The organism is Bradyrhizobium zhengyangense, from assembly GCF_022012435.1.
Lineage (GTDB): Bacteria > Pseudomonadota > Alphaproteobacteria > Rhizobiales > Xanthobacteraceae > Bradyrhizobium > Bradyrhizobium zhengyangense.
On record NZ_JAKLUA010000002.1, the window covers coordinates 517,098 to 541,857 of the forward strand.

Genomic DNA, 24,760 nt, shown 5'->3' on the forward strand with positions numbered 1-24,760 from the left:
GTTGTCGATGAATTCTACTCCATGCCGCCATCTCGCGATAGCCAATCGCACAGGCAAGCAGCTTGCCGCCGAAGGTTGAGCCCTGCTGCCGGGGGGCGCAATGTCCCGAGCGCCTCGTCATGCGCGATGCTGCCGATTTGCTCTGGCGTATCAAATGGTTCTGTGTGCCCACCTGTTATTGTCGATCAACCCGCCGTCTACTGTGCATGGGGTTGTTTTCGACTTTTGGATCGTTGGGGCTCAGGAATCCTGCCTGCGATGCTCGATCTCGAGCGTGACCAGCCGGGCCAGCAGCGTCGCCGGATAGAGCTGGCCGAAAATCGCCTCCATGTTGCACAGGCTGCGCGCGACGGGATGCAGCGGCGCGACGTCGCCATATCCGGTCGTGGTCATCGTCGCGAAGCTGAAGTAGATCACCTCGCTCGCGAGCTTCGGGCTGTCCTCCACCTTCATGCTGACAAAGGCGGCTGGATCGAGCGAGCCGATGAAAGTGTAGAGCGCCGCGAAGATCACCGCGACGGTCAGATAGAGCAGCACCGCGCCGATCACGCGATGGTAGGTCACGCGACCCGGCGCAAAGGTCTGACGCGCCACCGCCCAGGCCATCGTTGTTCCCACGATGAACCACGAGCCGGCAAACAAATTCAGGTCGAGGATGGATGGCGATCTGATCCTCAGGATAGCGCCTGTTACGATCATGCCGAGCGCGATCAGCATGCCGACCACCGCGAACGGGCTGCCTGATATCACGAAGATGCCGACGACGAGCAGCAGCGCCAGCACCAGCTCGGACACCTGGAACGCGAACAGCCCCAGCGCCTGCAACGGCGCGACCACGAACATCATGACCACCATCAGCACTGTCAGCACCGTCAGGGCGGGATCTGCCCAGCGTTCGCGCAATTGATCGATGGTCATGACGCCTCAGCCGATCGAGCAGGGGACGCTCAGAAAGCCACGAAACCGCACGCGGCCGCCGCGCACGGGCTGGCCGCTCACGGCATAGTTCGGGAAGCGCGCCAGGAAGCGCGAAATCGCAATCGCGCCCTCGAGCCGTGCCAGCGCCATGCCGGCGCATTGATGCGCGCCGGTGGCAAAGGCAAGATGCCGGTTCGGCGTGCGCGCGATGTCGAAGCGTTCAGGGTCGGGAAACTGCGCGGGGTCGCGGTTGGCAGCGCCAATGCACAGCGTCACCGATGTGCCGGCCTCCAGCATGACGCCGCCGAGCTCGACCGGCTCGGTCGTCATGCGGTTGCCGAGCTGGTTCGAGCTTTCGTAGCGAAGGATCTCTTCCACCGCGGTCTTGATCAGGTCAGGGCTGTCGATCAGCCTTTGCTTCTGGTCGGGATTGCGATGCAGCGCCACGAGGCCGTTACCGATCAGATTGGTGGTGGTCTCGTGACCGGCATTGAGCAGGAAGATGCAATTGTGCAGCAGCTCCTTCTCGGTCAGCCGCTCGCCGTTGTCTTCACCCTGGATCAGGCGTGTCAGCACGTCGCGATCAGGGTTGCCCGGCTGCCGGCGCCGGCGCGCGACCAGCGTTTCGAGATAGGTGAGGAAATCCGTCACGGCCTTGTTGCCGCGCGCGGCAACCTCCGGCGAGACGACCGGCTCGAGCGCGCCAAGGATCGCCAGCGACCAGTCGCGCAGCGGCGCACGTTCGTCATGGGGCACGTCGAGCAGATTGCCGATCACCTCGATCGGGATCGAGGCGCCAAAATCCTCGATCAGCTCGCAATGGCCCTTGGCGGCGATGGCATCGAGCAATCCGTCGACCAGCTTGACGAGGTCGCCCTCCATGCCGGCGATCGCGCGCGGCGACAGCGCGCCCATGATCAGGCGCCGCACGCGGGTGTGAGCGGGCGGATCATTGAAGACGAGACTCGTGGTGTGATGCTCGTAGAGCGGCGTATCGCCATATTTCGGCGCGAACTCGCGCTTCTTGTCCGAGCTGAACGACTTTGTGTTCTTGTAGGTGGTGACAAGGTCGTCGTAGCGCGTCAGGAACACGGTGCCGCTCGCAAGGCGCTTGACCGGTTCCTTCTCCCGCAGTGCACGATAAGTCGGGTAGGGATCGTCGTAGAATTCACTGGTCAGCTTCGCCAGATCGAACCTGGCCGCCAATTCTTTCGCACTTGCGTTCATCCGCCATACTCGCCTGATGAGACCGATATGCCGTTTTCGCTCTTTCGAGCCGTGCGGATCACCGTCTACAGTCTCGCCGTGATTTGCTAGCCGACCGGACAGAAAAATGCACGCCCGCGCTGACGCTGCCGACACGACGACGCCGACCTGGCCCGACGACATTTTCGCGACCTTGCAACGCTTCGACGTGCGGCAGGTGCCTTACGTGCCCGACGCCGGCCATTCGAAGCTGATCCAGCGTGTGCTCGGCTCATCCACGATGCGGGGCATTCCCCTGACGACGGAGGAGGAGGGCGTGGCGCTGCTCGCGGGCGCCTGGACCGGCGGCCAGCGCGGCGTCCTGCTGATGCAGTCGAGCGGCGTCGGCAACTGTATCAACATGCTGTCGCTGATCCCGATCCTGCGCTTTCCGTTCCTTACCCTCGTGACCATGCGCGGCGAGTGGGGCGAGTTCAATCCGTGGCAGGTGCCGATGGGCTCGACCACGCAGGGCGTGCTCGAACTGTCCGGCGTCAAGGTGCTCCGCGCCTCGAACGCAGCCGAAGTGCCGGCGGTGCTGGAGGCGGCAGCCGCCCAGGCCTACAACGCGCTCACGCCCACCGCCGTCCTGCTGTCGCAACGCCTGATCGGGGCCAAGGTTTTCACCAAATGAGCAAGGCCAATCTTCTCGACCGCCGCCAGGTGGTCTCCGCGCTGCTTGCGGATCGTAAGGACGTGGTCGCCATCGGGGGCCTCGGCGCCTCCACTAACGACATCACTGCCGCCGGCGACCATGCCCGCAATTTCTATCTCTGGGGTGGCATGGGCGGCGCTGCGATGATTGGGCTAGGCTTGGCGCTGGCGCAGCCAAAACTGCCGGTGCTGGTCATCACCGGCGACGGCGAGATGCTGATGGGGATGGGGAGCCTTGCCACCATCGGCCTGCAGAAGCCGTCCAATCTCTCAATCGTGGTGCTCGACAACGAGGCCTATGGCGAGACCGGCGGCCAGACCAGCCACACCTCGGCCGCCGCCGACCTGGTCGGCGTCGCCAGGGCCTGTGGCATTGCCGACAGCCGTGCGATCTCGACCATGGCCGAGGTCGAAGCCTTCGCCAAGACCATCCACGACCTCTCGGGAGGGCCGCGCTTTGCCAATGTGAAGATCGACAGCGCCAACGTCGAGCGGATCCTGCCGAGCCGGGACGGGACTTACATCGTCAATCGGATCCGCGGCGACCTCGGTTTCCAGCCGATCTGACGCGGTCCCTCCTGATCCGGTCCCCGCAGGCGGCGTTCTCCCCGCGGAGGTAACCTGTGACCAATTTCCAACAGATCCCACTCATCTAGGTTGCGTCGCACCATTTGGCTTGACTTTTGCGTGGGTGAGTGCTTACTCACTAGCATGAGCTCATTGCGTATGACGAGCGACCTGAGGCGTCAATTGATCCTCGGAGCCGCAAAACGCTGCTTTGCCCGACACGGCTATACCGGCACCACGACCAAGAGCGTGGCGGCCGCCGCTGCCATTTCCGAGGCACTGCTGTTCAAGCATTTCCCTTCCAAGGCGGCGCTGTATGCCGAAATCCTCAGCGATGAGTGCGAGGCAGACCCGGCGCTGATGGAACTGCTCGAGCGGGAGCCGTCGACGGCCACCCTGGTCGAGTTGATCCGCAGCATGGTCCAGCATTTCCTGGAGACCGCCGACGGCCCCGACCAGGAAGAGGCCCAGCGTCTGCGACTGATGGTCACCAGTCATCTGGATGACGGCGAGTTTGCCCGTTTGCTATATGCCAAGATCGAGACGCTGATCGGCGCGGTCTTCGTCGCCTCGCTCGAACGCGCCGTCGCTGCCGGGGATGCGCGGGCCTGCGGCAGCGAACCGCTCAACCTGTTCTGGTTTGCGCACCACACGGTGATGACCGCTGCGCTGACCAGGCTGCCCTCGGTGCACTGTCTCGCCTATGGCGGGGCGAACGATCTGGAGCGGCAGCTCTGTGAGTTTCTCCTGAGAGGCATCGGACTTAACGACGCCGCAATTGCTTCGCATCTGGGCCACGAATTGGCCCCGGGTGCGGACAAGACGGCGATTGCAGAGAGTGCATGACATGAACATCGTAGCCGAACACAAGATTTCGGGCGAACCGATCGACAGCAAGGCCCCCAAGCGTCCGGTTCGGCCGGTGCTCTGGTTCATCATCATCGGCACGCTTCTGGGCGTGCTCGTCGGTGGTTTCGTCTGGTTCAATTATTTCCGTGGCCAGATGATCAAGCAGTTCTTTGCCAACAACAAGCCGCCGCCGACCCTGGTGAGCGCGGCCGAAGCGAAGTCCGAGGTGGTGCCGAACCTGCTGACCGCAGTCGGCGGCCTCGCTGCCGTGCACCAGGTCGACGTCACCTCCGACGTCAATGGACGCGTCATCGAGATCAAGTTTGAGCCGGGCATGCACGTCGAGGCCGGCATGCCGCTGGTGCAGCTGTTCGACGGGCCGGAGCAGGGCGATCTTGCCAACTACAAGGCGCAGGCGACCGGCGCGCAACTCGCGCTCGACCGCGCCAAGCAATTGGCGGCGCGCCAGTTCGGTCCGCAGTCGACCGTCGATGCCGCGCAGGCGACCTATGACCAGGCCATGGCCGGCATTAGCAAGACGGAAGCGCTGATCTCGCAGAAGCTGGTGCGCGCGCCGTTCTCCGGCGATCTTGGTGTCCGCAAGGTCGAGGTCGGACAATACCTCACCGCCGGTACGGCGATCGTGTCGCTGACCGACCTGTCGGAGCTCTGGGCCAACTTCACGGTGACGGAAAAGGACTCGGGCAACCTCAAGGTTGGCCAGTCGGTACGGCTGAAGGTCGACGCCTATCCGGGCCGCACCTTCGACGGCAAGATCACCACGATCGAGCCTCAGATTGCTGCCGACACCCGCAATATTCGCGTGCAGGCAGCGGTTGCCAACCCGGAGAAGATCCTGAAGCCCGGCATGTTCGTGACCACCACGGTGGTGCTGCCGGACAAGCCGGCCGTGATCACCGTTCCGGAAACGGCGGTCGACTACACCCTGTACGGCGACTCCGTGTTCATGATCACAGAGAAGAAGGAAGACGACGGCAAGACGACGCTGAGCGCGGTGCGCACGTTCGTGCAGACCGGCAATCGGGTCAACGGCCGCGTCGAGATCATCAAGGGCGTGAAGGCGGGCGACAAGGTCGTCGCCGTCGGCCAGCTCAAGCTGCAGTCGGGCGCCGCTGTCGCAATTTCGACCGACCCCGCTCCGTCGGTCCCGGCGCAGCCGCCGCGCTACTGACAATAAATACATCGCGTGATCCGGCCTGGCCGGATCACGTTTCTTGAGACAAGCGAAATCGAGATCGCCGCGATGGCCTTTACTGATATTTTCATCAAGCGCCCGGTTCTGTCGGTCGTCGTCAGCTTGCTGATCCTGCTGATCGGGCTGCGCGCGGCGATGGTGCTGCCGATCCGGCAGTACCCGAAGCTGTCGAATACGGTCATCAACATCACGACCGTCTATCCCGGCGCGTCCGCGGATTTGATCCAGGGCTTCATCACGACGCCGATCGAGCAGGCGGTCGCCTCGGCCGAGGGCGTCGACTATATGACCTCGTCCTCGGTGCTCGGCACCTCGACGATCCAAGTCTACATCAAGCTGAACTTCGATCCGAACCAGGCGCTCACCGAGGTGCTGGCCAAGACGAACTCGGTCAAATATCTGATTCCGAAGGAATCGAACGACCCGATCGTCACCAAGACCACGGGCCAGACCACGGCCGTGATGTATCTCGGCTTCTCCTCGGAGGAACTGTCGGGCTCGGCGATATCGGATTATCTGACGCGCGTGGTGCAGCCGGTGCTGTCCACCGTCGACGGCGTCGCCTCCGCCGACATTCTTGGCGGACAGACCTTTGCGATGCGGATCTGGCTCGATCCCGTGAAGATGGCCGGCCGCAGCGTGTCGCCGTCCGATGTTGCGGCCGCGATTCAGGCCAACAACTTCCAGTCCGCCGCGGGCCAGACCAAGGGCTATCTGGTCGTTTCCAACATCTCGACCAACACCAGTCTGACCGACGTCAACCAGTTCAGGAAGATGATCGTCAAGGCCAAGGATGGTGGCTTCGTCCGCATGGAGGACATAGCCACGGTCGAGCTTGCCGCGCAGAGCACCGATGCGAGTGTCGCCTTCAACGGCGAGCACGCGATCTTCATTGGCGTGAACGCGACGCCGCAGGGCAATCCGCTGACGCTGGTCAAGGGCGTCCGGGCGCTGTTCCCCGAGCTCGAGCGCAACCTGCCGCCATCGATGAAGATGAAGGTCGCCTACGACTCGACCAAGTTCATCCAATCCTCGATCGACGAGGTGAAGAAGACGCTGGGCGAAGCCGTGATCATCGTGATCGTGGTGATCTTCCTGTTCCTGGCCTCGCTGCGATCGGTCATCATTCCTGTTGTCACCATCCCGTTGTCGATGATCGGTGTCTGTACCCTGATGCTGGCGCTCGGGTTCACCTTCAATCTGCTGACCTTGCTCGCGATGGTGCTCGCGATCGGCCTCGTGGTCGACGACGCCATCGTGGTGGTGGAGAACATCCATCGACATCTCGAGGAGGGAAAGACACCGGTACAGTCGGCGCTAGAAGGCGCGCGCGAGATCGTCGGTCCCGTCGTGTCGATGACCATTACCCTTGCCGCGGTGTATGCCCCGATCGGCTTCCTCGGCGGTCTCACCGGGTCGCTGTTCCGGGAATTCGCCTTCACGCTCGCCGGCTCGGTGATCGTATCGGGCGTGATCGCGCTGACCTTGTCGCCGATGATGTGCTCAGTGCTGCTCAAGAACACCGAAGAAGGCCGCTTCGCCAAGCTGGTCAACAAGGTGTTTGGTGCAGTGACGCGCTGGTATGGCCGCAGGCTCGACCGGTCGCTCGATTACAAGGCGATTACCGGCCTGTTCGCGATCACGATCCTCGGGCTCGTCGGCTTCCTCTATATGCACACCTCGAAGGAGCTGGCACCTGAGGAGGACCAGGGCATCGTCTTCGCGGTGACCAAGGCGCCGAAATACGCCAACATCGACTACGTCGATTTCTACGGCGACAAGCTCGACAAGAAGTTTCAAAGCTTCCCCGAGACCGATCTGCGTTTCGTGCTGAACGGCATCAACGGCCCGCAGGGCGGTATTGCCGGCATGCTGCTCAAGCCGTGGGAGGAGCGCAAGCGCTCGTCGATCGCGCTGAAGCCGCTGGTTCAGGCCGAGCTCTCCAAGATCGAGGGCGTGCAGGCGTTCGCCTTCAACCTGCCGCCGCTGCCGGGTGGTCCGGGCGGTCTGCCGGTGCAGATGGTCATCAATTCCACCGCGGGCTACCAGACCGTCTTTGAGCAGATGGAGAAGCTGAAGGACGCTGCGCGCAAGAGCGGCATGTTCATCGTTTCCGACAGCGACCTCGCCTTTAACCAGCCGAGCGTGACGGTCACGATCGACCGCAGCAAGGCGCAGGATCTCGGCGTCAACATGCAGAACCTCGGTAGTACGCTCGCGGTTCTGCTCGGCGGCAACTACATCAACCGCTTCAATCTCGAGGGCCGGTCCTACCAGGTGATCCCGCAGGTGCCGCGCAGCGACCGTCTCTCGCCGGAATCGCTTGGTGGCTTCTACGTGACGACCAACACCGGCCAGCAGCTCCCGCTGTCGACCGTAGTGTCGATCAAGACCAAGACCGATCCGAACTCGCTGACGCACTACAATCAGCTCAACTCGGCGACGTTCTCGGCCGTGCCGATGCCCGGCGTGACCGTCGGCGCCGCAGTGGACTTCCTCGAGGGTGAGGCCAAGAAGCTGCCGCAGGGCTTCAGCCACGACTATCTCGCGGATTCAAGGCAGTATGTGCAGGAGGGCAACCAGCTCGCGATCACCTTCGGTTTCGCGCTGATCATCATCTTCCTGGTGCTGGCGGCCCAGTTCGAGAGCTTGCGCGATCCACTGGTGATCATGATTTCGGTGCCGATGGCGATCGTCGGTGCCTTGATCCCGCTGTTCTTCGGCGTGGCGACCATGAACATCTACACTCAGGTCGGTCTGCTCACCCTGGTCGGCCTGATCACCAAGCACGGCATCCTGATGGTGGAGTTCGCCAACGAGCTCCAGGTGAATGAACGGCTTGACCGCCGCTCGGCCATCGAAATGTCGGCCCGCATCCGCTTGCGGCCGATCTTGATGACGACGGCTGCGATGGTGACCGGTCTGATCCCGCTGCTGACTGCGACCGGCGCTGGCGCCGCCAGCCGCTTCTCGATCGGCCTCGTGGTCGTCGCCGGTATGTCGATCGGGACGCTGTTCACCCTGTTCGTACTGCCGGCCGTCTATGTCGTGCTGGCGACCGACCATCGCGCGGCCGCCGATTCCGAGCGGAACAAGCAGGTCAACGAGCTCGACCTCAATGCCAAGGCGCTGCGGCCGACCTGACCGACGCTCCATGAACGTGCGAAGCGGCAACAGCCATCGCTGTTGCCGCTTTTTTTTGTCGTGCAGAATCTCATAATATGATGGCTGGAGCGCCACGAATGTGCGCTTGAGGCGAGGCGTCGGATGAAGAGGCGTGAATTTCTGGCGGTGCTTGGCGGGGCGGCATTGGCTCGGCCGGGCATGGCGTCGGCCGATACGCCGGGCCGCATCTATCGCATCGGCACCGTGACGCCGATCGTGCCTGTTACGGCGGAGAGCCCCGGCGGCAAGATCCTGGTCAAGGTGCTTGAAGAGCGGGGGTTCAAGCTTGGCCAGAACCTGACCTTTGAGGCGCGGGGTGCGCTGGGCGACGTCGCGATGCTGCCGTCTTTGATGTCGGAACTGAAGGCCAAGAATGTCGACGTCATCGTCATCATTGGCTACCCGACCGCGATGGCCGCCAAAGCGGCCGGCCTCGCCACCGTTGCGGCCAGCGGTGTCGGCGATCCCGTCGAAACCAGGCTGATCGAGAGCCTGGCGCATCCGGGTGGCAAGATCACCGGGATTTCGGATGTCGCGGCGACGCTCAGCGCCAAGCGGCTGTCGCTGCTCAAGGAGCTGTCGCCAAAGCTGACCAAGGTTGCGATGCTCTGGAATAAGGACGATCTTGGCATGACCATGCGCTATCAGGCGTCCGCAAAGGCAGCCCAGGCGCTTGGACTGACCGTACAGGCGCTCGGCGTGCGCGAGCCGGACGATTTCGACGAAGCCTTCTCGGTGATGAACAACGATTTGCCTGACGGCATCCTGATGGTGGCGGATGCGCTGACCATTCTCAACCGGGAGCGCGTGTTCGAGTTTGCTGCCGTCCGGAAACTGCCGGCGATCTACGAATTCGACCAGTTCGCCCGCGACGGCGGTCTGATGTCCTATGGCGCGGATTCCTCGGAATCCTTCGAGCGGGCGGCGGCCCTGGTCGCCCGCATTTTCAACGGGGCCAACCCCGGCGATCTGCCATTCGAGCTGCCGACCCGCTATCCCCTGGTGATCAATCTGAAGACGGCCAAGTCGACCGGGCTTGAAATTCCCCCGACCTTGCTTGCACTTGCCGACGAGGTCATCGAGTAATCTTGCCGTTGTGGCAAGAGACAAGGTGCGGCCTTCTTGCTAGGCTCGGGGCAATGAGCATTTCGGTCCATCCCGACACCCCGCAAACCAGGACTCTGCCGAGCGCGGCCGGGAACGGGATCGCATCCGCCGAGGCGGGTCGGGGGATCAGGACCCGGCTGTTCACCAAATATGTCGTGCTGTTCGTGGCCGTGGTCGCGGTCGCCCTGCTGGCCAATGGCCTGTTCGAGGTCTTCTTCTACTACAGGGAGCACAAGGCCGCTCTGATCCGGGTCCAGCACGAGCAGGCCGAGGCGGCCGCCGCCAAGATCAGCCAGTTCGTCAAGGAGATCGAGAGCCAGCTCGGCTGGACCACGCAGCTGCCCTGGTCTGCGGGTTCGGTCGAGCCGCGCCGGTTCGACGCGCTGCGCCTGCTGCGCCAGGTGCCTGCGATCACCGAGCTCGCCCAGGTGGATTCGACCGGCAAGGAGCGCCTGCGCGTCTCACGGCTGGCGATGGACGCGATCGACAGCGGCATCGATCTGTCTGGTGATCCAAAGTTCACGGAAGCCGTGGCGCACAAGGTCTATTACGGACCGGTCTATTTTCGCCGCGAGTCCGAGCCCTACATGACGCTGGCACTGGCCGGGGCACGGAAGGATGCCGGGGTCAGCATCGCGGAAGTGAACCTGAAGCTGATCTGGGATGTCGTCTCCCAGATCAAGGTCGGCCAGCATGGGCACGCCTACGTGGTCGGCCCCGAAGGGCGGCTGATCGCGCATCCCGACATCAGCTTGGTGCTGCGCAACACTGACATGTCCGGCCTTGCACAGGTACGCGCAGCGCAGGCCGGCGGCGGCGCCATGCCCGATGCGCTTCAGGAGGCGGTCAACATCCAGGGTCAGAAGGTTCTGACCGCCTCGGCCCCGATCGAGCCGCTGCATTGGACCATGTTCGTCGAGCTGCCCGTCGAGGAGGCCTATGCCTCGCTCTACGCCTCGTTGCAGCGGCTCGCGTTCGTGCTGCTCGCCGCATCGATTTTTGCGGTGCTCGCGGGAATTTTCCTGGCGCGCCGCATGGTCGGCCCGATCCAGGCACTGCGCAGCGGCGCCGAGCGGATCGGCGGCGGCGATTTTTCTCAGCGCATCTCGATCAAGACTGGCGACGAGCTGGAGGGGCTGGCGGACCAGTTCAATGACATGGGCTCGCGCTTGCAGGAATCCTATGCCGACCTCGAGAACAAGGTCGAGCGGCGGACCGCCGAATTGCGCGAAGCGCTACAGCAGCAGACCGCAACCGCCGATGTGCTGAAGGTGATCAGCCGCTCGACATTTGATCTGCAGACCGTGCTCGACACGCTGGTGGGATCGGCTGCCCGCTTGTGCGATGCCGACGAAGGAACGATCTTCAGACCCCGCGATGGCGTCTTTTATCTGTCAGCAAGCTGCGGCCTCGATGCGGAGCAGGAGAACAAGCTTCGGACATTTGCTTCCGTGCCGGAGCGCGGAAGCGTCGTGGGACGCACATTGCTCGATCGCAAGACAGTCCATATTCCCGATGTGCAGGCCGATCCGGAGTATGCACCTTCGTCTGCGCGAAGACGCGCCAACGTGCGTACGATGCTAGGTGTTCCACTGCTGCGGGAGGGGGCGCCCATCGGCGTCTTCGTCTTGACGCGGCATGTCGTGCGTCCCTTCAGCGAAAAACAGATCGAGCTCGCAACGACCTTTGCAGACCAGGCCTTGATCGCGATTGAGAATCTACGCTTGTTCGACGAAGTCCAGGAGCGCACCAGAGAGCTATCACGATCCCTCGACGACCTGCGCGCCGCTCAAGGCCGCCTGATCCAGACCGAAAAGCTTGCTTCGCTCGGCCAGCTCACGGCGGGCATCGCCCACGAGATCAAGAACCCGCTCAACTTCGTCAATAATTTCTCCTCGGTATCGACCGAGCTGATCGACGAGCTCAAGGAGGTTCTGCACACGGCTTCTCTCGACGACAAGACCAAGGAAGAGGTCGACGAGCTGACAAGTATGCTCAAGGGCAATCTCGAGAAGGTCGTGCAGCACGGCAAGCGCGCCGATTCCATCGTCAGGAACATGCTGCTGCATTCCCGCGAAGGCTCCGGCGAGCATCGCCCCGCCGACATCAACGCGATCGTGGAGGAGAGCCTCAATCTGGCCTATCACGGCGCGCGCGCCGAGAAGCCCAACTTCAACGTCACGCTCAAGCGCGATCTCGACCCCGCAGCCGGCATGGTCGATGTCTACCCGCAGGAAATCACCCGCGTCTTCCTCAACCTGATCTCGAACGGGTTCTATGCGGCGGCCAAGCACAAGGAGAGCGCTGCTGACAGCTTCGAGCCGACCCTGAGCGCAGCGACGAAGGATCTCGGCAACAGGGTCGAGATCCGGATCCGCGACAACGGCACGGGTATTCCGCAGGAGGTGAAGGAGAAGATGTTCAATCCCTTCTTCACCACCAAGCCGGCAGGCGAGGGAACGGGGCTTGGCCTGTCCATGAGCCACGACATCGTCGTGAAACAGCATGGAGGCACGATCGACGTGAACACCACACCCGGTGTCTTCACCGAATTCATCATCACCTTGCCGCGCGCAATGGCGGCAGGCGGCACTTCCGGAGGCAAGACGTGAACGTTTACATCCTGGTCGTCGATGACGAGCCCGATGTCGAGGCGCTGTTCCGGCAGCAATTCCGGCGCGACCTGCGCGCCGGCCGTTTCCAGATGGAATTCGCACCCTCTGCGCCCGATGCGCTGAAGCGTGCCGCCGAGGTGCGCGACCCCTCGTTGATCCTGATCTTGTCTGATATCAACATGCCCGGCATGAGCGGGCTCGATATGCTGCCCAGGGTGCGCGCGGAGCATCCGCATGTTCCTGTGATCATGATCACGGCCTACGGCGATGCCGAGACGTATCGCAAGGCGATCGAGCGCGGCGCCACCGGGCTCCTCACCAAGCCGATCGATTTCGCGCTGCTGCGCCAGCAGATCGACACGAGGCTCGAGCAGGCGGCATGACCCCGACCATCCTCTTCGTCGACGATGAGCCCGATCTCGAGGCGCTGATCCTGCAAAAATTCCGCAGGCAGATCCGTGATGGGCTCGTCGCCATCATGTTCGCACGCGATGGTCTCGAAGCGCTGGAGTCGCTCGAGCAGAATCCGCATGTCGACATGGTGGTCTCGGACATCAATATGCCCAGGATGGACGGGCTGTCGCTGTTGCAAAAGCTGCAGGAAGCCGAGGACAAGAAGTCGACCATCATCGTCTCGGCCTATGGCGACATGAGCAATATCCGCACCGCCATGAACCGCGGCGCATTCGATTTTCTCACCAAGCCGATAGATTTCGCCGACCTCGAGACCACGATCGCGAAGACCCTTCGCCACATCGAGATGCTGCGCGAGGTGCGGCGCCGTCAGGCGGAGGCTGAGCGGGCCCACGCCGCGTTGTCGCGCCATTTCTCGCCCGAGCTCGCCAAACGTCTGGCGTCAAGCGGTGACGGCGAGGGAATCGAGGTGCAATGGCGCGATGTCGCCGTCATCTTCACTGACATCACCGGCTTCACATCGCTGGTCGAGAGCGCGGCGCCTGAGACCCTGGGCGCGCTCCTCAATGAATATGTCGGTGGGATGACCGAAGTGATCTTCGCGCATGAGGGGACGGTGGCCAAGATCATCGGCGACGCGATCCATGTGCTGTTCAATGCGCCCGGCGATCAGCCCGATTATGCGACGCGCGCGGTCGCCTGCGCGCACGATCTCGACCGCTGGGCGCAGGATTTTTGCGTGCGTCAGAAGGCGAGCGGCGTCAATTTTGGCACAACCCGTATCGGCATTCACGCAGGATCCGCACTGGTCGGCAATTTCGGCGGCAATCGCTTCTTCGATTACACCGCCTATGGGGACACGATCAACATCGCGGCGCGGCTGGAGGCCGCCAACAAGCAGCTCGGCACCCGCATCTGTGTCAGCTCCAGTGTCGCCGAGGCAGCCTCGAACTTTCAGGGTCGCCCGGTGGGTGATTTGATGCTCCGCGGACGCAGCGAACCGTTGCGCGCATTCGAGCCGCTGCCACATGACAGGTTTGATGCACCCGCGACAGCACAATATGCCGAGGCGTTTGCCAGGATGCAGACGGGCGACGTCGCGGCGATGCCGGCCTTCGCCGCGCTGGTCGGGATGCACGCCGATGATCCGCTCGCCGGCTTTCACTTGAGACGCCTGCTCAACGGCGCCAAAGGCATTCGTATCCAACTGGATTAGGGTTCGACATGACGCGTGAATTCTCCGCCGGAAATTACCGGTTCATCCCCTCCGTGTTCCAGTATTCTGCTGGTGCTGCTGCCGACGACGGCTATGAGATCGAGCGTGTCAGGTTCGATCGTCTGGTCCCGCTCGCCGACGGGTTTGCGCTGGCTGCAAACTACATCCAGGCGGCGGGGCGTCCACTGACGGCCTTCTGTGCCTGCGAGTTGCGCTCGCCGGCGGCCTTCAGCGAAGAAGGCTTTCGCGCGTTCAACCTGCACTATGTGAAGACGCTGTCGGAGTGGGGCATCTTCGACGGCAGCATCAATCCGGTCGCACGCAGCAATGTCTGTCCCGAGATCGATCCGCCCGCGGAGCCGTCGTTCTACGCGTTCTCGTTCACTCGCCCGACGAATTCGAAGGCGCCGTCCTTCGTGATCGCCGGTGGTGCTGAGGCACGCGAGGGCAGCGGCACTTATGTCGAGCGCACGGTGCGCTACCGCGACCTCAGTCCGGAAGGCCTGCGCGAGAAGGTACGCTTCACCACGACCTCGCAGATGGAGAGCCGGATGACGACGTTCGGATTCGGCTGGAAGGATACCACGGGCGTGCAGGCCTATTCCGTGCATGACTTCCATCACACGCTGGTCGACGAACTGGTTCGGCGCGGCGCGCTGCGCTCGGGGCTCACCTGGCACTTCGCGCGGCCGCCGGTGGTCGATCTCGAATATGAGATGGATTGCCGGCGCGTGATGCGCGAGATTGTTATCTAACGTTGCCGCGGATCCAGCGCATCGCGCAGCCCGTCGCCAAGCAGGTTTAGTGACAAGACCACGAGGAAGATCGCCAGCCCCGGCCAGATCGCCATCCAGGGTGCCTGGGTCAGGAAACGTTGCGCTGCATTGAGCATGCTGCCCCAGGATGGCGAAGGCGGCTGCTGGCCTAACCCGAGGAACGACAGGGCGGCTTCCGCGATGATGGCTGCGGCGATCGACAGCGTCGCCTGGACCAGCAGTGCGGGCAGGATGTTCGGCAGGATGTGCGAGACCGCGATTCGCCAGTCGGGATTGCCGAGCGCGCGGGCCGCCTCGACATAGTCCTCGGCCTTGACGCTCAGCACCTGACCACGGGTGAGACGGATGAAGACCGGCGTTGCCGAGATGCCGATCGCGATCATGGCATTGCCGAGGCTCGGACCAAGGAACGCCGCCAACGCAATGGCCAGGATCAGGAACGGACAGGCGAGCATCGCATCGGTGATCCGGCTGATCAGCGCATCGACGAATCCGCCGCGATAGCCGGAGAGCAGGCCAAGAGGGACGCCGATGCCAAGCGCAATCGCAACCGAGATCAGGCCTGCCAGCAGCGAGGCGCGTGCGCCATAGATGACGCGGCTCAGGATATCGCGGCCGAGCTCGTCAGTGCCGAACCAGTGCGCTGCTGTCGGCGGCTTGCGCACCAGGCTCCAGCTTGTCGCGATGGGGTCGTATGGCACGATCAGAGGCGCCAGCAGCGCAAGCAGGATGAACACGATGAGGACCAAAAGGCCCGCGACCGCAGCCTTGCGCTTGAACAGGCGACGTCGTGCCCGGCGCGCCGGACTGTCGAGCTCCCCGGCATCGGTGACGGAGGTGGCCGCGAGCACGGCGTCGGTCATGGCCTAGCCCCTCAGCCGCGGATTGACGAGGATATAGGCGACGTCGGCGACCAGATTGAGCGTGATGTAGACCGTGGCGGTCACCAGCACCACACCCTGCACGACGGCGTAATCGCGGTTGAACACGGCGTCCACGATCAGCTTGCCGAATCCGGGAATGGAGAAGATCTGCTCGGTCAGTACCGCGCCGGACAAGAGCGTACCGAGTTCGAGGGCGCCGAGTGTGATGATGGGCGTGAGCGCGTTGCGCATGGCGTGCTTGAGAATCACAGAGCGCTCGGACAGGCCCTTGGCACGCGCAGTGCGGACGTAATCGCTTTCCAGCACCTGGAGCATGGCGCTGCGGGTATGCCGCATCAGGATCGCTGCAATGGCGTTCCCGAGCACGAAGGCCGGCATGATGGTGGCGGCAAGGCTCGCGCGCCAGTTCTCGGTCAGAGGCACATAGCCGGAGGCCGGCAGCCAGCCGAGCTCGATCGAGAACAGGAAGATGAGCATGATGCCGAGCCAGAAATTCGGCGTCGAGATGCCCCACAGCGCAAAGAAATTGGCGCCGTAGTCCCAAGCCGTCCCCTTCTTCACGGCCGCGACGATCCCGGCGGGGATGCCGATCAGGAAGGCGATGATGATCGCCATGGCGCCGAGCTGCAGCGTCACCGGCAGCTTTTGCGCAATCAGCTCGCGCACTGGCATCTTGTTGCGTAGCGATTCGCCGAAATCGCCGACAAGCACACCCTTGATCCAGTACGCATATTGTACGGGGACGGGCTGATCGAGCCGGTATTGGTGCCGGATTTGCTCGATAACGGCCGGATCGCGTTCTTCGCCCGCCATCACCAGCGCGGGATCGCCCGGCAGCAATTGCTGCAGCGAGAAAATCAGCACCGACACGAAGAATAGCGTCGGGACGATCTGCGCAAGCCGGCGGGCGAGGAAGTTCAGCATCCTTGCAGCGTTACTTCAGCTTGAGGCCGACAACGCGCACGAGGCCGTCGGGCATCTGCTTGTAGCCTTCGAGCTTGGTGGTGTGCGCAATGATGATGCGGCGATGGTAGAGATAGAGGATCGGCTCTTCGTCCTGGACGAGCTTGGCCAGGATTTCGTAGCTGGCCTTGCGCTTGGCGGGATCCGTCACGAGCCGCGCGTCTTCCAGTGCCTTGTCTGCCTGCGCATTATTCCAGTCGCCGTAATTCTGAGGCGCGTTGCTGTGCAGGAAGATGAAGCTGTTGCCGTCAGGATCGACACGGCCGCTCCAGCCGAGCATGAAGGCCTGGTAGTCACCGGCCTCAGCCTGCTTCAGTCCGGTTGCGAATTCGGTGACGCGGATCTTCATGTCGAAGCCGGCTTCCGCGGCCATCGATTGGATCACCTGCGCGGGCGTCTCCGTCTCCGCGCCCTTCGGCACCAGGAAATCGACGCTGACCGGCGGCTTCACGCCAGCTTCCTTCAGCAGGGCCTTGGCCTTCTCCACGTCGCGGGCACGGACCGGAAGGGATTTCTGATAGTAGGGATGGTCAGGATTGACCCATTGATTGCCGACCTGGAACTCGCCGTTGAAGACGACCTGATTGATCGCCTCGCGGTCGATGGCAAGATCGAGCGCCTGCCTGACTTTTGCTGATTGGCTGAGCGGCCCCTTGGCCTTGTCCTTGCCGATGTTGAGCGTGACGCCTTGATAGCCGAGCTCGATGGCGGTGGCGACCTTGAGCCGTGAATCACTGCGCACCTCCTTGAGGTCAGTGGCGAGCACGCGCTCGATCAGATCGAGGCCGCCGGATTTCAGGTTCGCCAGCCGCACAGTGGCGTCGACGATCGGCTGGAACACGATCTTGTCGATGAAGACGTTGTCCTTGTTCCAGTAGTCGGCGAACTTCTCGAATACGATGCGATCCTGCTGCACGCGCTCGACGAATTTGTAAGGGCCGGCGCAGACCGGATGCAGGCCGAACTTGTCGCCGGCTTCCTTCGCGGCCTTTGGCGACACCATCATGCCGGCGCGATCGGTGAGCTGGGCGAGCAGCGGTGAGAACGGCGATTTCAGCACCAGCTTGATGGTGAGGGGATCGACGACATCGATGTGGTCGAGCGAGGCGAGCTCCGGCTTGCGGAACGAGCCGGGGAAGGTCAGATGGCGCTCCAGTGAGAACTTGGCGGCCTCAGCATCGAACGGCTCGCCGTCGTGGAATTTCACGCCGGGCCGGAGCTTTATCACGAGGCCCTTGCCGTCATCGACGGTCTCGCTCGACAGCGCGAGCTGCGGCACGATGTTCAGCTTCTCGTCGATGTCGAACAGCTTGTCGCAGAAGGCGGCGAACACGATGCGGCCGACATAGGTGCGCGCCATGGTGGGATCGAGGATATCAGGATCCTCGGCAAGCCCAATCCGCAGCGTGGTCTGGGCTTGGGCGGCTCCAAGCGTCAGCAGGGCGACGGCAGCCGTCGCGGCCAGGCGAAACATATTCATCGGACAGTCCCCATTGCTCCGGCTACGTCGTTGTAGGCCTTGCACTCTGTATACCAACACCAGCCGGGTTCGCGCCTTCCGTCTTTCGGCTGAAAGCCGCGACTAATTTTGCCAGTGCCGGTGAAAATCCGGCCGTTGCGGGCAGGATCGTGTCGGCCGAAGGCAGTTCGCTGACCCGGTGGCAGGCAGTGGCGTGGCCAGCGCCGTCCGCCACCAGCGCCGGCGCCTCAGCGCGGCAGCGGTCGATCACGAAGGGGCAGCGGGTGTGGAAGCGGCAGCCAGATGGCGGATTAAGAGCGCTCGGGATCTCGCCTTGCAGTACGACCTTCGCCCGCTTGGCGTGGGGTTGCGGCAGGGGAATCGCGGACAGCAGCGCGCGACTATAGGGATGGCGGGGCTGGGCGAACAACTTGTCCGCGTCGGCCTCTTCGACGATGCAGCCGAGATTCATCACTGCGACGCGGTCTGCGATGTGCTTGACCACGGCGAGGTCGTGCGAGACGAAGATATAGGCGAGGCCAAGTCTATCCTGAAGCTCGCGCAGCAGGTTTAGGATCTGCGAGCGGATCGATACGTCGAGCGCCGAGACCGGCTCGTCGCAGATGATCAGCTTCGGCTGGACCGCGAGCGCGCGCGCAATGGCGATGCGCTGGCGCTGGCCGCCGGAGAACTCGTGCGGATAGCGCCGCGCCAGTCGCGGCTCGAGCCCGACCAGCCGCAAGATTTCCGCGACGCGCTCGCGCCGCTGCGCCGGTGGCACGAGATCGTGCAGCGCCAGCGGCTCGGTCAGAATCTGCGCAACCGTCATGCGTGGATTGAGCGAGGCGTAGGGGTCCTGGAAGATGATCTGCGCCTCGCGGCGGAATTTTCGGAGCGCATCGGCATCGAGGGAGAGCAGATCGCGGCCGTCGAACTGCACGCTGCCTGCATCCGGCTCGATCAGCCGCAGCACCAGGCGGCTGACGGTGGACTTGCCGCAGCCGGACTCGCCGACCAGGGCGAGAGTCTTTCCGGCCTCGAGCGAGAACGACACGCCATCGACGGCTTTGACATGCGCGCGCGCCCGGCCGAGCAACGAGCGCTCGGCGACGAAATGCTTGACCAGGCCGTTGACCTCGAGGAGAGCCATCACGACACCAGCAATTCGAGCGGCGTGCGGATGCAGCGCGAGACGTGGCCGGGGCTGACGGCGATCAGTGGCGGCGGCGCCTTGGTGCAGGCCTCCAGCACGAAGGGACAGCGCGCCGCGAAGCGGCAGCCGGCGGGCGGCTGCGCCATGTTCGGCACCATGCCTTCGATGGTCGCCAGCTGCTCGGCGCGATGGTCGAGCCGCGGGATCGAGCCAAGCAGACCAATGGTGTAGGGATGCTGCGGAACCGAAAACAATTCTTCGACCGGCGCGCGCTCGACGATTTCGCCGGCATACATCACCGCGACTTCGTCGCAGACTTCGGCGACGACGCCGAGATCGTGAGTAATCAGGATGATGGCGGCGCCGCTGGCGGCCTTCAACTCGCGCATCAACTCCAGGATCTGGGCTTGTAGCGTGACGTCGAGCGCGGTGGTCGGCTCGTCCGCGATCAGCAGCTGCGGATCGCAGGCGAGCGCCATCGCGATCATCACGCGCTGGCGCATGCCGCCGGAGAGCTTGTGCGGATATTCGTCGATCCTCCGCTCGGGCGAGGGTATGTGCACGCGGCGCAGCAACTCGATGGCCCGCTCGCGCGCGCTTTTCCGCGAGCCGCCGCGATGGCGCAAAATCGTCTCGATGATCTGGTCGCCGATCGTAAAACTCGGGTTGAGCGACGTCATGGGCTCCTGAAAGATCATCGCGAGCCGGTTGCCACGCAAATCGCGCAGAGTCTGGTCCGGGGTCTTCAGGAGATCAAAACCGTCGAAGCGGATCGCGCCAGTAATCTCCGTCGTCTGCTTTGGCAAAAGCCCCATGATCGCCAATGAAGTCACGCTCTTGCCGCACCCGGATTCGCCAACGAGACCGAGCGTCGCGCCATTAGCAACGCTGAGATCGACGCTATCGACGGCATGGGTGATACGGCCGTCGTCGCCGTGAAAGCGGATACGCAGGTCCCTGATCTCGATGAGAGGGCTCATGCTTGTCTTGCCCGCGCCGCAGCGATGCTGGCATCGATGACACTGCGATCGGTGTTGCCGGCCGGATTTTGCCGGGTCGGCATGGAGGGGCGGAAGTGGACCCAGAGCTCGTGGCTGACCCGTTCGAGCCGCTCGAGCTCGCCGAGCGGATCGGGATGATCGTCGGCGCGGATGTCCAGCGCCGGCCATTCCTCCTCGCCGTGGATAAGCAGCGCAGCCGATTGCTTGCCGCGCTTGTCGCCGCCGGCAGCTTCGCCTGCACGCATTGCCGCGAGCAGGCGGCGCGGGAAGGGCAGGCTGTCATTGGCGATGTAGGTTTTCGCCGTCTCGGCGAGCACATCGGCGCCCGCAAGCATGTTGCCGGCGACCGAGAATCCGCTGCCGGCGATGTGCCCGCACCAGTCGACACAGTCGCGCCCGGTATGCGCGGCGACCGCGCCGCTCGCATCCATGATGTGGATCTGGCGGCTCTCGCGGCCGTCATCGGTCGCGAGCAGCGTGGCGAGCGCGTCATGCGCGTTAAGGCCTTCGCGGAGCAGCTTGACGCCATCGATGCCGTAATAGGGATTGACGAAGGCCTGGGTTGCGATCGCGCCGAGGCCGGCCGCGATATAGGGCACGCGGGCGCCGACGGCAAAGAAGCGGGTCGCGACCGCAATGCCGAACTGGCCGGTGGCAGGATCTCGCGCGATGATCGACCAGGTCATGAGATGCCTTCAGCGTCCGGCGGCGTAGCCTTGCATGCCGCGCGGATTGGCGGCGGCGCGGCGGCGCACGCCGACACGGGAGGCCGCGGTGAGACGGCCCTCCGACCAGTCGGGCCCGACCTCGACGATATGGCCGCGCTCGCGCAAATTCTCGATCGTTGCCTTCGGCACGCGGTTCTCGACCACGAGCACGCCAGGACGCGCGGTGCGCGGCCAGAACGAGATCGGGAAATGCTCGGAGTGCCAGGCCGGGGCGTCGATAGACTCCTGCAGATTCAGGTTGCAATGGACGTGGCGCAGGAAGAACTGCGTGATCCATTGGTCCTGCTGATCGCCGCCGGGCGAGCCCCAGGCGAGATACGGCTCGCCGTCGCGCAGTGCCATGGTCGGCGACAACGTCGTGCGTGGCCGCTTGCCGGGCGCGAGCGAGCCGGGATGATTTTCCTCCAGCCAGAACATCTGGGCCCGGCTGCCGAGGCAGAAACCGAGCTCGGGAATAACAGGCGAGGATTGCAGCCAGCCACCTGACGGTGTCGAGGACACCATGTTGCCGGCCTTGTCGATGATATCGAAATGCACGGTATCGCCGCGCACCTCGCCGAAGCGTCCCACGGTCGGCTCGCCGGCGCCGAGCGCGCCAACCGCCTCGCGCTGTCCCTCGGCGCGGCGCAGCTTCACCACACCACCAAAACCTTCGACCGTGCCGGGCACGAAATCGAGCGATGCCTTGTCGGTGACGAGCTTGCGGCGCTCGTCGTTATATGCGTCCGATAGCAGCGTTCCGATCGGGATGTCGGAGAACTTGGGGTCGCCGTAGAATTTTTCGCGGTCGGCAAAGGCGAGTTTCGCGCATTCGATCTGGAGATGGATGAACTCCGGCCCGGTCGGATCGAGCCCGTCGAGTGCAAAGCCTTTCAACAGCGCCAGCTGTTGCAGTGTCACAGGGCCCTGGCTCCAGACGCCGGCCTTGCAGACCGTGTAGCGGCCATAATCATAGGTGAGCGGCGCCTCGACCGTCGGCTGCCAGCGCGCCATGTCATCGGCGGATAGCACGCCGCGATGCGGGGAGCCGCTGACGTCCATCACCTCCTGCGTCCGGCAGAACCTGTCGATGGCTTCGGCCACGAAGCCTTGCGACCAGGCCTTGCGTGCGCGCTCGATTTCGGCATCGCGGCCGCCACCGCCGCTCTCGGCCTCATTCAAAATGCGGGCGTAGGTCGCAGCCAGCGTCTTGTTGGTGAAGATCGTGCCGGGTTTCGGCACCTCGCCGTTCGGCAGATAGACCGCGGCCGAAGTTGGCCAGTGCTTGCGGAACAATTGCTCGACGGTCTGGATCGTGGCGCAGGCGCGCTCAACCAGCGGATAGCCGTCGCGGGCGTAGGAGATCGCGGGCTCCAGCACGTCGCGCACGCGCATCGTGCCGTAGTCGCGCAGCAGCATCATCCAGGATTCGAAGGTGCCGGGCACGCAGGCGGCGAGCAGGCCGGTGCCTGGCACCATATCGAGGCCTTCGCTCTTGTAGTGCGCGATGGTGGCGCGCGCCGGGGCCGGGCCCTGGCCGCAGATCACCTCGGTGCGACCACGTTTCACGTCGTGCACGATGATGGGGACATCGCCGCCGGGGCCATTCAGATGCGGCTCGACCACCTGAAGGGCGAAGGCGGTAGCGACGCCCGCATCGAACGCGTTGCCGCCCTTTTCCAGGATAGCCATGCCGACGGCAGTCGCGATCCAGTGCGTTGACGCGACGACCCCGAACGTGCCCTCGATCTCGGGACGCGTCGTGAAAGGGTCTGGATTGACTTTGCTGGCCATGGGCTACCTCGTTGACGGCGCGCGCAATTGATCACATCAGGCGCTGGGATACCAAATGCACAGGCCGCATGGCACGCGCGCGTTATGCCGGGACCGGCGCGGTGTTAACGGCATGGCACGCGACGCCGTCGATCAGCTTTGGAACTTCCTTGCGGCAAAGCTCGAACGCCAGCGGACATCGCGGATTGAAGGCACAGCCCGACGGCGGATTAATCGGGTTCGGGATCTCGCCTTTCACCGGAATGCGCTGGCGGCCGCTCATGGCGAGGTCAGGCACAGCGCCCAACAGCATCTTCGTGTAGGGCATGCGCGGGCGGGCAAACAGCTCGCGCCCCTCCGCGATCTCGACGATACGGCCGAGATACATCACGCCGACCCGGCTCGCCATGTGGCGGACCACGGCGAGGTTGTGGCTGATGAACATGTAGGTCAGGCCGAACTTGTCCTGGAGGTCGCGCATCAGGTTCAGGATCTGTGCCTGCACGGAGACGTCGAGCGCCGAGGTCGGCTCGTCACAGACGATGAATTCCGCGTCGGAGGCGAGCGCCCGCGCGATCGCGATACGCTGGCGCTGGCCGCCGGAGAATTCGTGTGGGAATTTCAGCCGGTCGTCGGGATGCAGGCCGACGAGGCTGAGCAGCTCGCCGACGCGGGCCTGGATGTCGCGTTCGCCCTGGATCAGGTCGAAGGCGCGGATCGGCTCGGAGATGATGCCATCGACACGGAAGCGCGGGTTCAGGCTCGCATAGGGATCCTGGAAGATCATTTGGATGCGCCGGCGCAGCTTTCGGCGAGCCGGGGCTTGCCGTGGATCGGTCATCGAGACGCCGTCGATCAGGACGTCGCCGGAGCTCGGCGGCAACAGGCCGACGACCATCCGCGCCACCGTGGTTTTGCCCGAACCGGACTCACCGACCAGCGCAAAGGTCTCGCCCTTCTTGATATCGAAGGTGACGCCGTCGACGGCCTTGAGATATTCAAGTTGGCCGCCCTCGAGCACGCGGTTGAGCCAAGGCTTTGAAACGTCGAAGACGCGGCGCAGATTTGTGCCCTGGACGAAGGGAGTGCTCATGCCGCGGTCTCCGCCGACGCGGGGTCATAGAGATGGCAGGCAACCGATTGCGCGCCGCGCGACAGCGGCTCCGGCCGGTCCACCCGGCAACGATCGAAAACGGAGGCGCAGCGCGGGTTGAACGAGCAGCCGCGCGGGATGTTCGAGAGCCGCGGCATCGAGCCGGGGATCTGCACCAGGCGCTTGTCGTCGCCGGCAAGCGTCGGGATCGCGCCCATCAGGCCCTTGGCGTAGGGGTGCAGCGGATTCCTGACAACGTCCTGCACCGGTCCGATCTCGGCGACACGACCGGCATACATCACCGCGACGCGATCCGAGGTCTCCGCGATCACGCCCATGTCGTGGGTGACCAGCATCACGGCGGTGCCGTGATCGCGGCCGAGCCGCTTGATCAGCGAGATGATCTGCGCCTGTACGGAGACGTCGAGCGCGGTGGTCGGCTCGTCCGCGATGATCAGTTCGGGCTCGGCGCAGATCGCAAGCGCAATCACCACGCGCTGGCGCATGCCGCCGGAGAACTCGTGCGGGTAGCCGTCGATGCGCTTGTCCGGCGCGGGGATGCCGACTTCGGCGAGCAGGTCGATGGCGCGGCGGCGCGCGGCCTGTTCGGACAGATTGAGATGGGTCCGGATCGTCTCCACGATCTGGTCGCCGACCCTGTACAGCGGATTGAGCGAGGTCAGCGGATCCTGGAAGATCATGCCGATGCGTTTGCCGCGGATACGGCGCATCTCCTCCGGCGGCAGATCGTCGATGCGCAGGCCGGCGAGGCGAATCTCGCCGCCGGCAATGCGGCCGGGCGGGTCGATCAGGCCGATCACCGAAAGGCCGGTCACGGATTTGCCGGCGCCGGATTCGCCGACCACCCCGAGCACTTCACCCTTGGCGATGTCGAAGGAGACGCCGTCGATGGCGCGCAACGTCCCGCGGCGAGAGGCGAACTCCACCTTGAGATTGCGGACGGAGAGAACGGGTTCGGTCATGA

At 63.9% G+C, this 24,760-nt stretch carries 21 protein-coding genes; 10 read left to right on the top strand and 11 right to left on the bottom strand.

The annotated features are described in order from the left end of the window. Window positions 1–240: 240 nt before the first annotated feature. Complete coding sequence (locus L6637_RS10800; RefSeq protein ID WP_237863660.1) at window positions 241–918, bottom strand: potassium channel family protein; 678 nt, start codon at window positions 916–918, stop codon at window positions 241–243. A 6-nt stretch (window positions 919–924) separates the two neighbouring features. Continuing rightward, window positions 925–2,145: a cytochrome P450 gene (locus L6637_RS10805; protein ID WP_237870548.1), complete on the bottom strand. Its 1,221-nt coding sequence runs from the start codon at window positions 2,143–2,145 to the stop codon at window positions 925–927. 106 nt (window positions 2,146–2,251) lie between these two features. Here L6637_RS10805 and L6637_RS10810 point away from each other — a divergent pair, with 106 nt between their 5' ends. The 10 genes from L6637_RS10810 (at window position 2,252) to cnbZ (ending at window position 14,721) form a co-directional block, all read left to right on the top strand. Next, window positions 2,252–2,797 (top strand): phosphonopyruvate decarboxylase, encoded by a 546-nt coding sequence (locus L6637_RS10810; protein WP_237863662.1) that lies wholly within the window; start codon window positions 2,252–2,254, stop codon window positions 2,795–2,797. Then, window positions 2,794–3,384: a thiamine pyrophosphate-dependent enzyme gene (locus tag L6637_RS10815; RefSeq protein ID WP_237863663.1), complete on the top strand. Its 591-nt coding sequence runs from the start codon at window positions 2,794–2,796 to the stop codon at window positions 3,382–3,384. Before L6637_RS10810 ends, L6637_RS10815 begins: the two co-directional genes overlap by 4 nt. A gap of 144 nt (window positions 3,385–3,528) precedes the next feature. Continuing rightward, window positions 3,529–4,230, top strand: a complete 702-nt coding sequence (locus L6637_RS10820) for a TetR/AcrR family transcriptional regulator (RefSeq protein ID WP_237863664.1) — start codon at window positions 3,529–3,531, stop codon at window positions 4,228–4,230. A 1-nt stretch (window position 4,231) separates the two neighbouring features. Further along, complete coding sequence (locus tag L6637_RS10825; protein WP_237870550.1) at window positions 4,232–5,425, top strand: efflux RND transporter periplasmic adaptor subunit; 1,194 nt, start codon at window positions 4,232–4,234, stop codon at window positions 5,423–5,425. Window positions 5,426–5,497: 72 nt separating this feature from the next. Continuing rightward, the gene (locus tag L6637_RS10830; protein ID WP_237863666.1) at window positions 5,498–8,593 is read left to right on the top strand and encodes a MexW/MexI family multidrug efflux RND transporter permease subunit; all 3,096 of its coding nucleotides are present in this window, start codon (window positions 5,498–5,500) and stop codon (window positions 8,591–8,593) included. 123 nt (window positions 8,594–8,716) lie between these two features. Further along, entirely contained in the window at window positions 8,717–9,700 is a 984-nt protein-coding gene (locus L6637_RS10835) for an ABC transporter substrate-binding protein (RefSeq protein ID WP_237863667.1), read from the top strand. A gap of 53 nt (window positions 9,701–9,753) precedes the next feature. Continuing rightward, window positions 9,754–12,333: a sensor histidine kinase gene (locus L6637_RS10840; RefSeq protein WP_237870552.1), complete on the top strand. Its 2,580-nt coding sequence runs from the start codon at window positions 9,754–9,756 to the stop codon at window positions 12,331–12,333. After that, entirely contained in the window at window positions 12,330–12,719 is a 390-nt protein-coding gene (locus tag L6637_RS10845; protein ID WP_237863669.1) for a response regulator, read from the top strand. Before L6637_RS10840 ends, L6637_RS10845 begins: the two co-directional genes overlap by 4 nt. Further along, window positions 12,716–13,966 (top strand): adenylate/guanylate cyclase domain-containing protein, encoded by a 1,251-nt coding sequence (locus tag L6637_RS10850; RefSeq protein WP_237863670.1) that lies wholly within the window; start codon window positions 12,716–12,718, stop codon window positions 13,964–13,966. Before L6637_RS10845 ends, L6637_RS10850 begins: the two co-directional genes overlap by 4 nt. 8 nt (window positions 13,967–13,974) lie before the next feature. Beyond that, window positions 13,975–14,721, top strand: coding sequence for a 2-amino-5-chloromuconate deaminase CnbZ (gene cnbZ / locus L6637_RS10855; RefSeq protein ID WP_237863671.1), 747 nt, complete (start codon window positions 13,975–13,977; stop codon window positions 14,719–14,721). On the opposite strand, the gene L6637_RS10860 is transcribed toward cnbZ, so the two are convergent. The 9 genes from L6637_RS10860 to L6637_RS10900 all read right to left on the bottom strand — a co-directional run bounded on the left by L6637_RS10860 (window position 14,718) and on the right by L6637_RS10900 (window position 24,758). Then, on the bottom strand, window positions 14,718–15,605 hold the full coding sequence (locus tag L6637_RS10860; RefSeq protein ID WP_237863672.1) for an ABC transporter permease: 888 nt from the start codon (window positions 15,603–15,605) through the stop codon (window positions 14,718–14,720). The genes cnbZ and L6637_RS10860 overlap by 4 nt on opposite strands. A 3-nt stretch (window positions 15,606–15,608) precedes the next feature. Then, window positions 15,609–16,550, bottom strand: a complete 942-nt coding sequence (locus L6637_RS10865; protein ID WP_237863673.1) for an ABC transporter permease — start codon at window positions 16,548–16,550, stop codon at window positions 15,609–15,611. Window positions 16,551–16,560: 10 nt separating this feature from the next. Next, a complete protein-coding gene (locus L6637_RS10870) occupies window positions 16,561–18,069 on the bottom strand; it encodes an ABC transporter substrate-binding protein (protein WP_237863674.1) in 1,509 nt (502 codons plus the stop codon). Between the two features lie 22 nt (window positions 18,070–18,091). Beyond that, window positions 18,092–19,198, bottom strand: coding sequence for an ABC transporter ATP-binding protein (locus L6637_RS10875; RefSeq protein ID WP_237870554.1), 1,107 nt, complete (start codon window positions 19,196–19,198; stop codon window positions 18,092–18,094). Then, window positions 19,198–20,181, bottom strand: coding sequence for an ABC transporter ATP-binding protein (locus L6637_RS10880; protein WP_237863676.1), 984 nt, complete (start codon window positions 20,179–20,181; stop codon window positions 19,198–19,200). Before L6637_RS10880 ends, L6637_RS10875 begins: the two co-directional genes overlap by 1 nt. Next, window positions 20,178–20,888 (bottom strand): DUF1028 domain-containing protein, encoded by a 711-nt coding sequence (locus L6637_RS10885; RefSeq protein ID WP_237863677.1) that lies wholly within the window; start codon window positions 20,886–20,888, stop codon window positions 20,178–20,180. The genes L6637_RS10880 and L6637_RS10885 overlap by 4 nt, the downstream gene beginning before the upstream one ends. Window positions 20,889–20,897: 9 nt before the next feature. Beyond that, window positions 20,898–22,703 (bottom strand): gamma-glutamyltransferase family protein, encoded by a 1,806-nt coding sequence (locus tag L6637_RS10890; RefSeq protein WP_237870556.1) that lies wholly within the window; start codon window positions 22,701–22,703, stop codon window positions 20,898–20,900. An 82-nt stretch (window positions 22,704–22,785) separates the two neighbouring features. Further along, window positions 22,786–23,775 (bottom strand): ABC transporter ATP-binding protein, encoded by a 990-nt coding sequence (locus L6637_RS10895; protein WP_237863679.1) that lies wholly within the window; start codon window positions 23,773–23,775, stop codon window positions 22,786–22,788. Next, window positions 23,772–24,758 carry an ABC transporter ATP-binding protein gene (locus L6637_RS10900; RefSeq protein WP_237863680.1) on the bottom strand — a complete coding sequence of 329 codons (987 nt, stop codon included), beginning with the start codon at window positions 24,756–24,758 and terminating at the stop codon, window positions 23,772–23,774. Before L6637_RS10900 ends, L6637_RS10895 begins: the two co-directional genes overlap by 4 nt. Window positions 24,759–24,760: the final 2 nt, after the last annotated feature.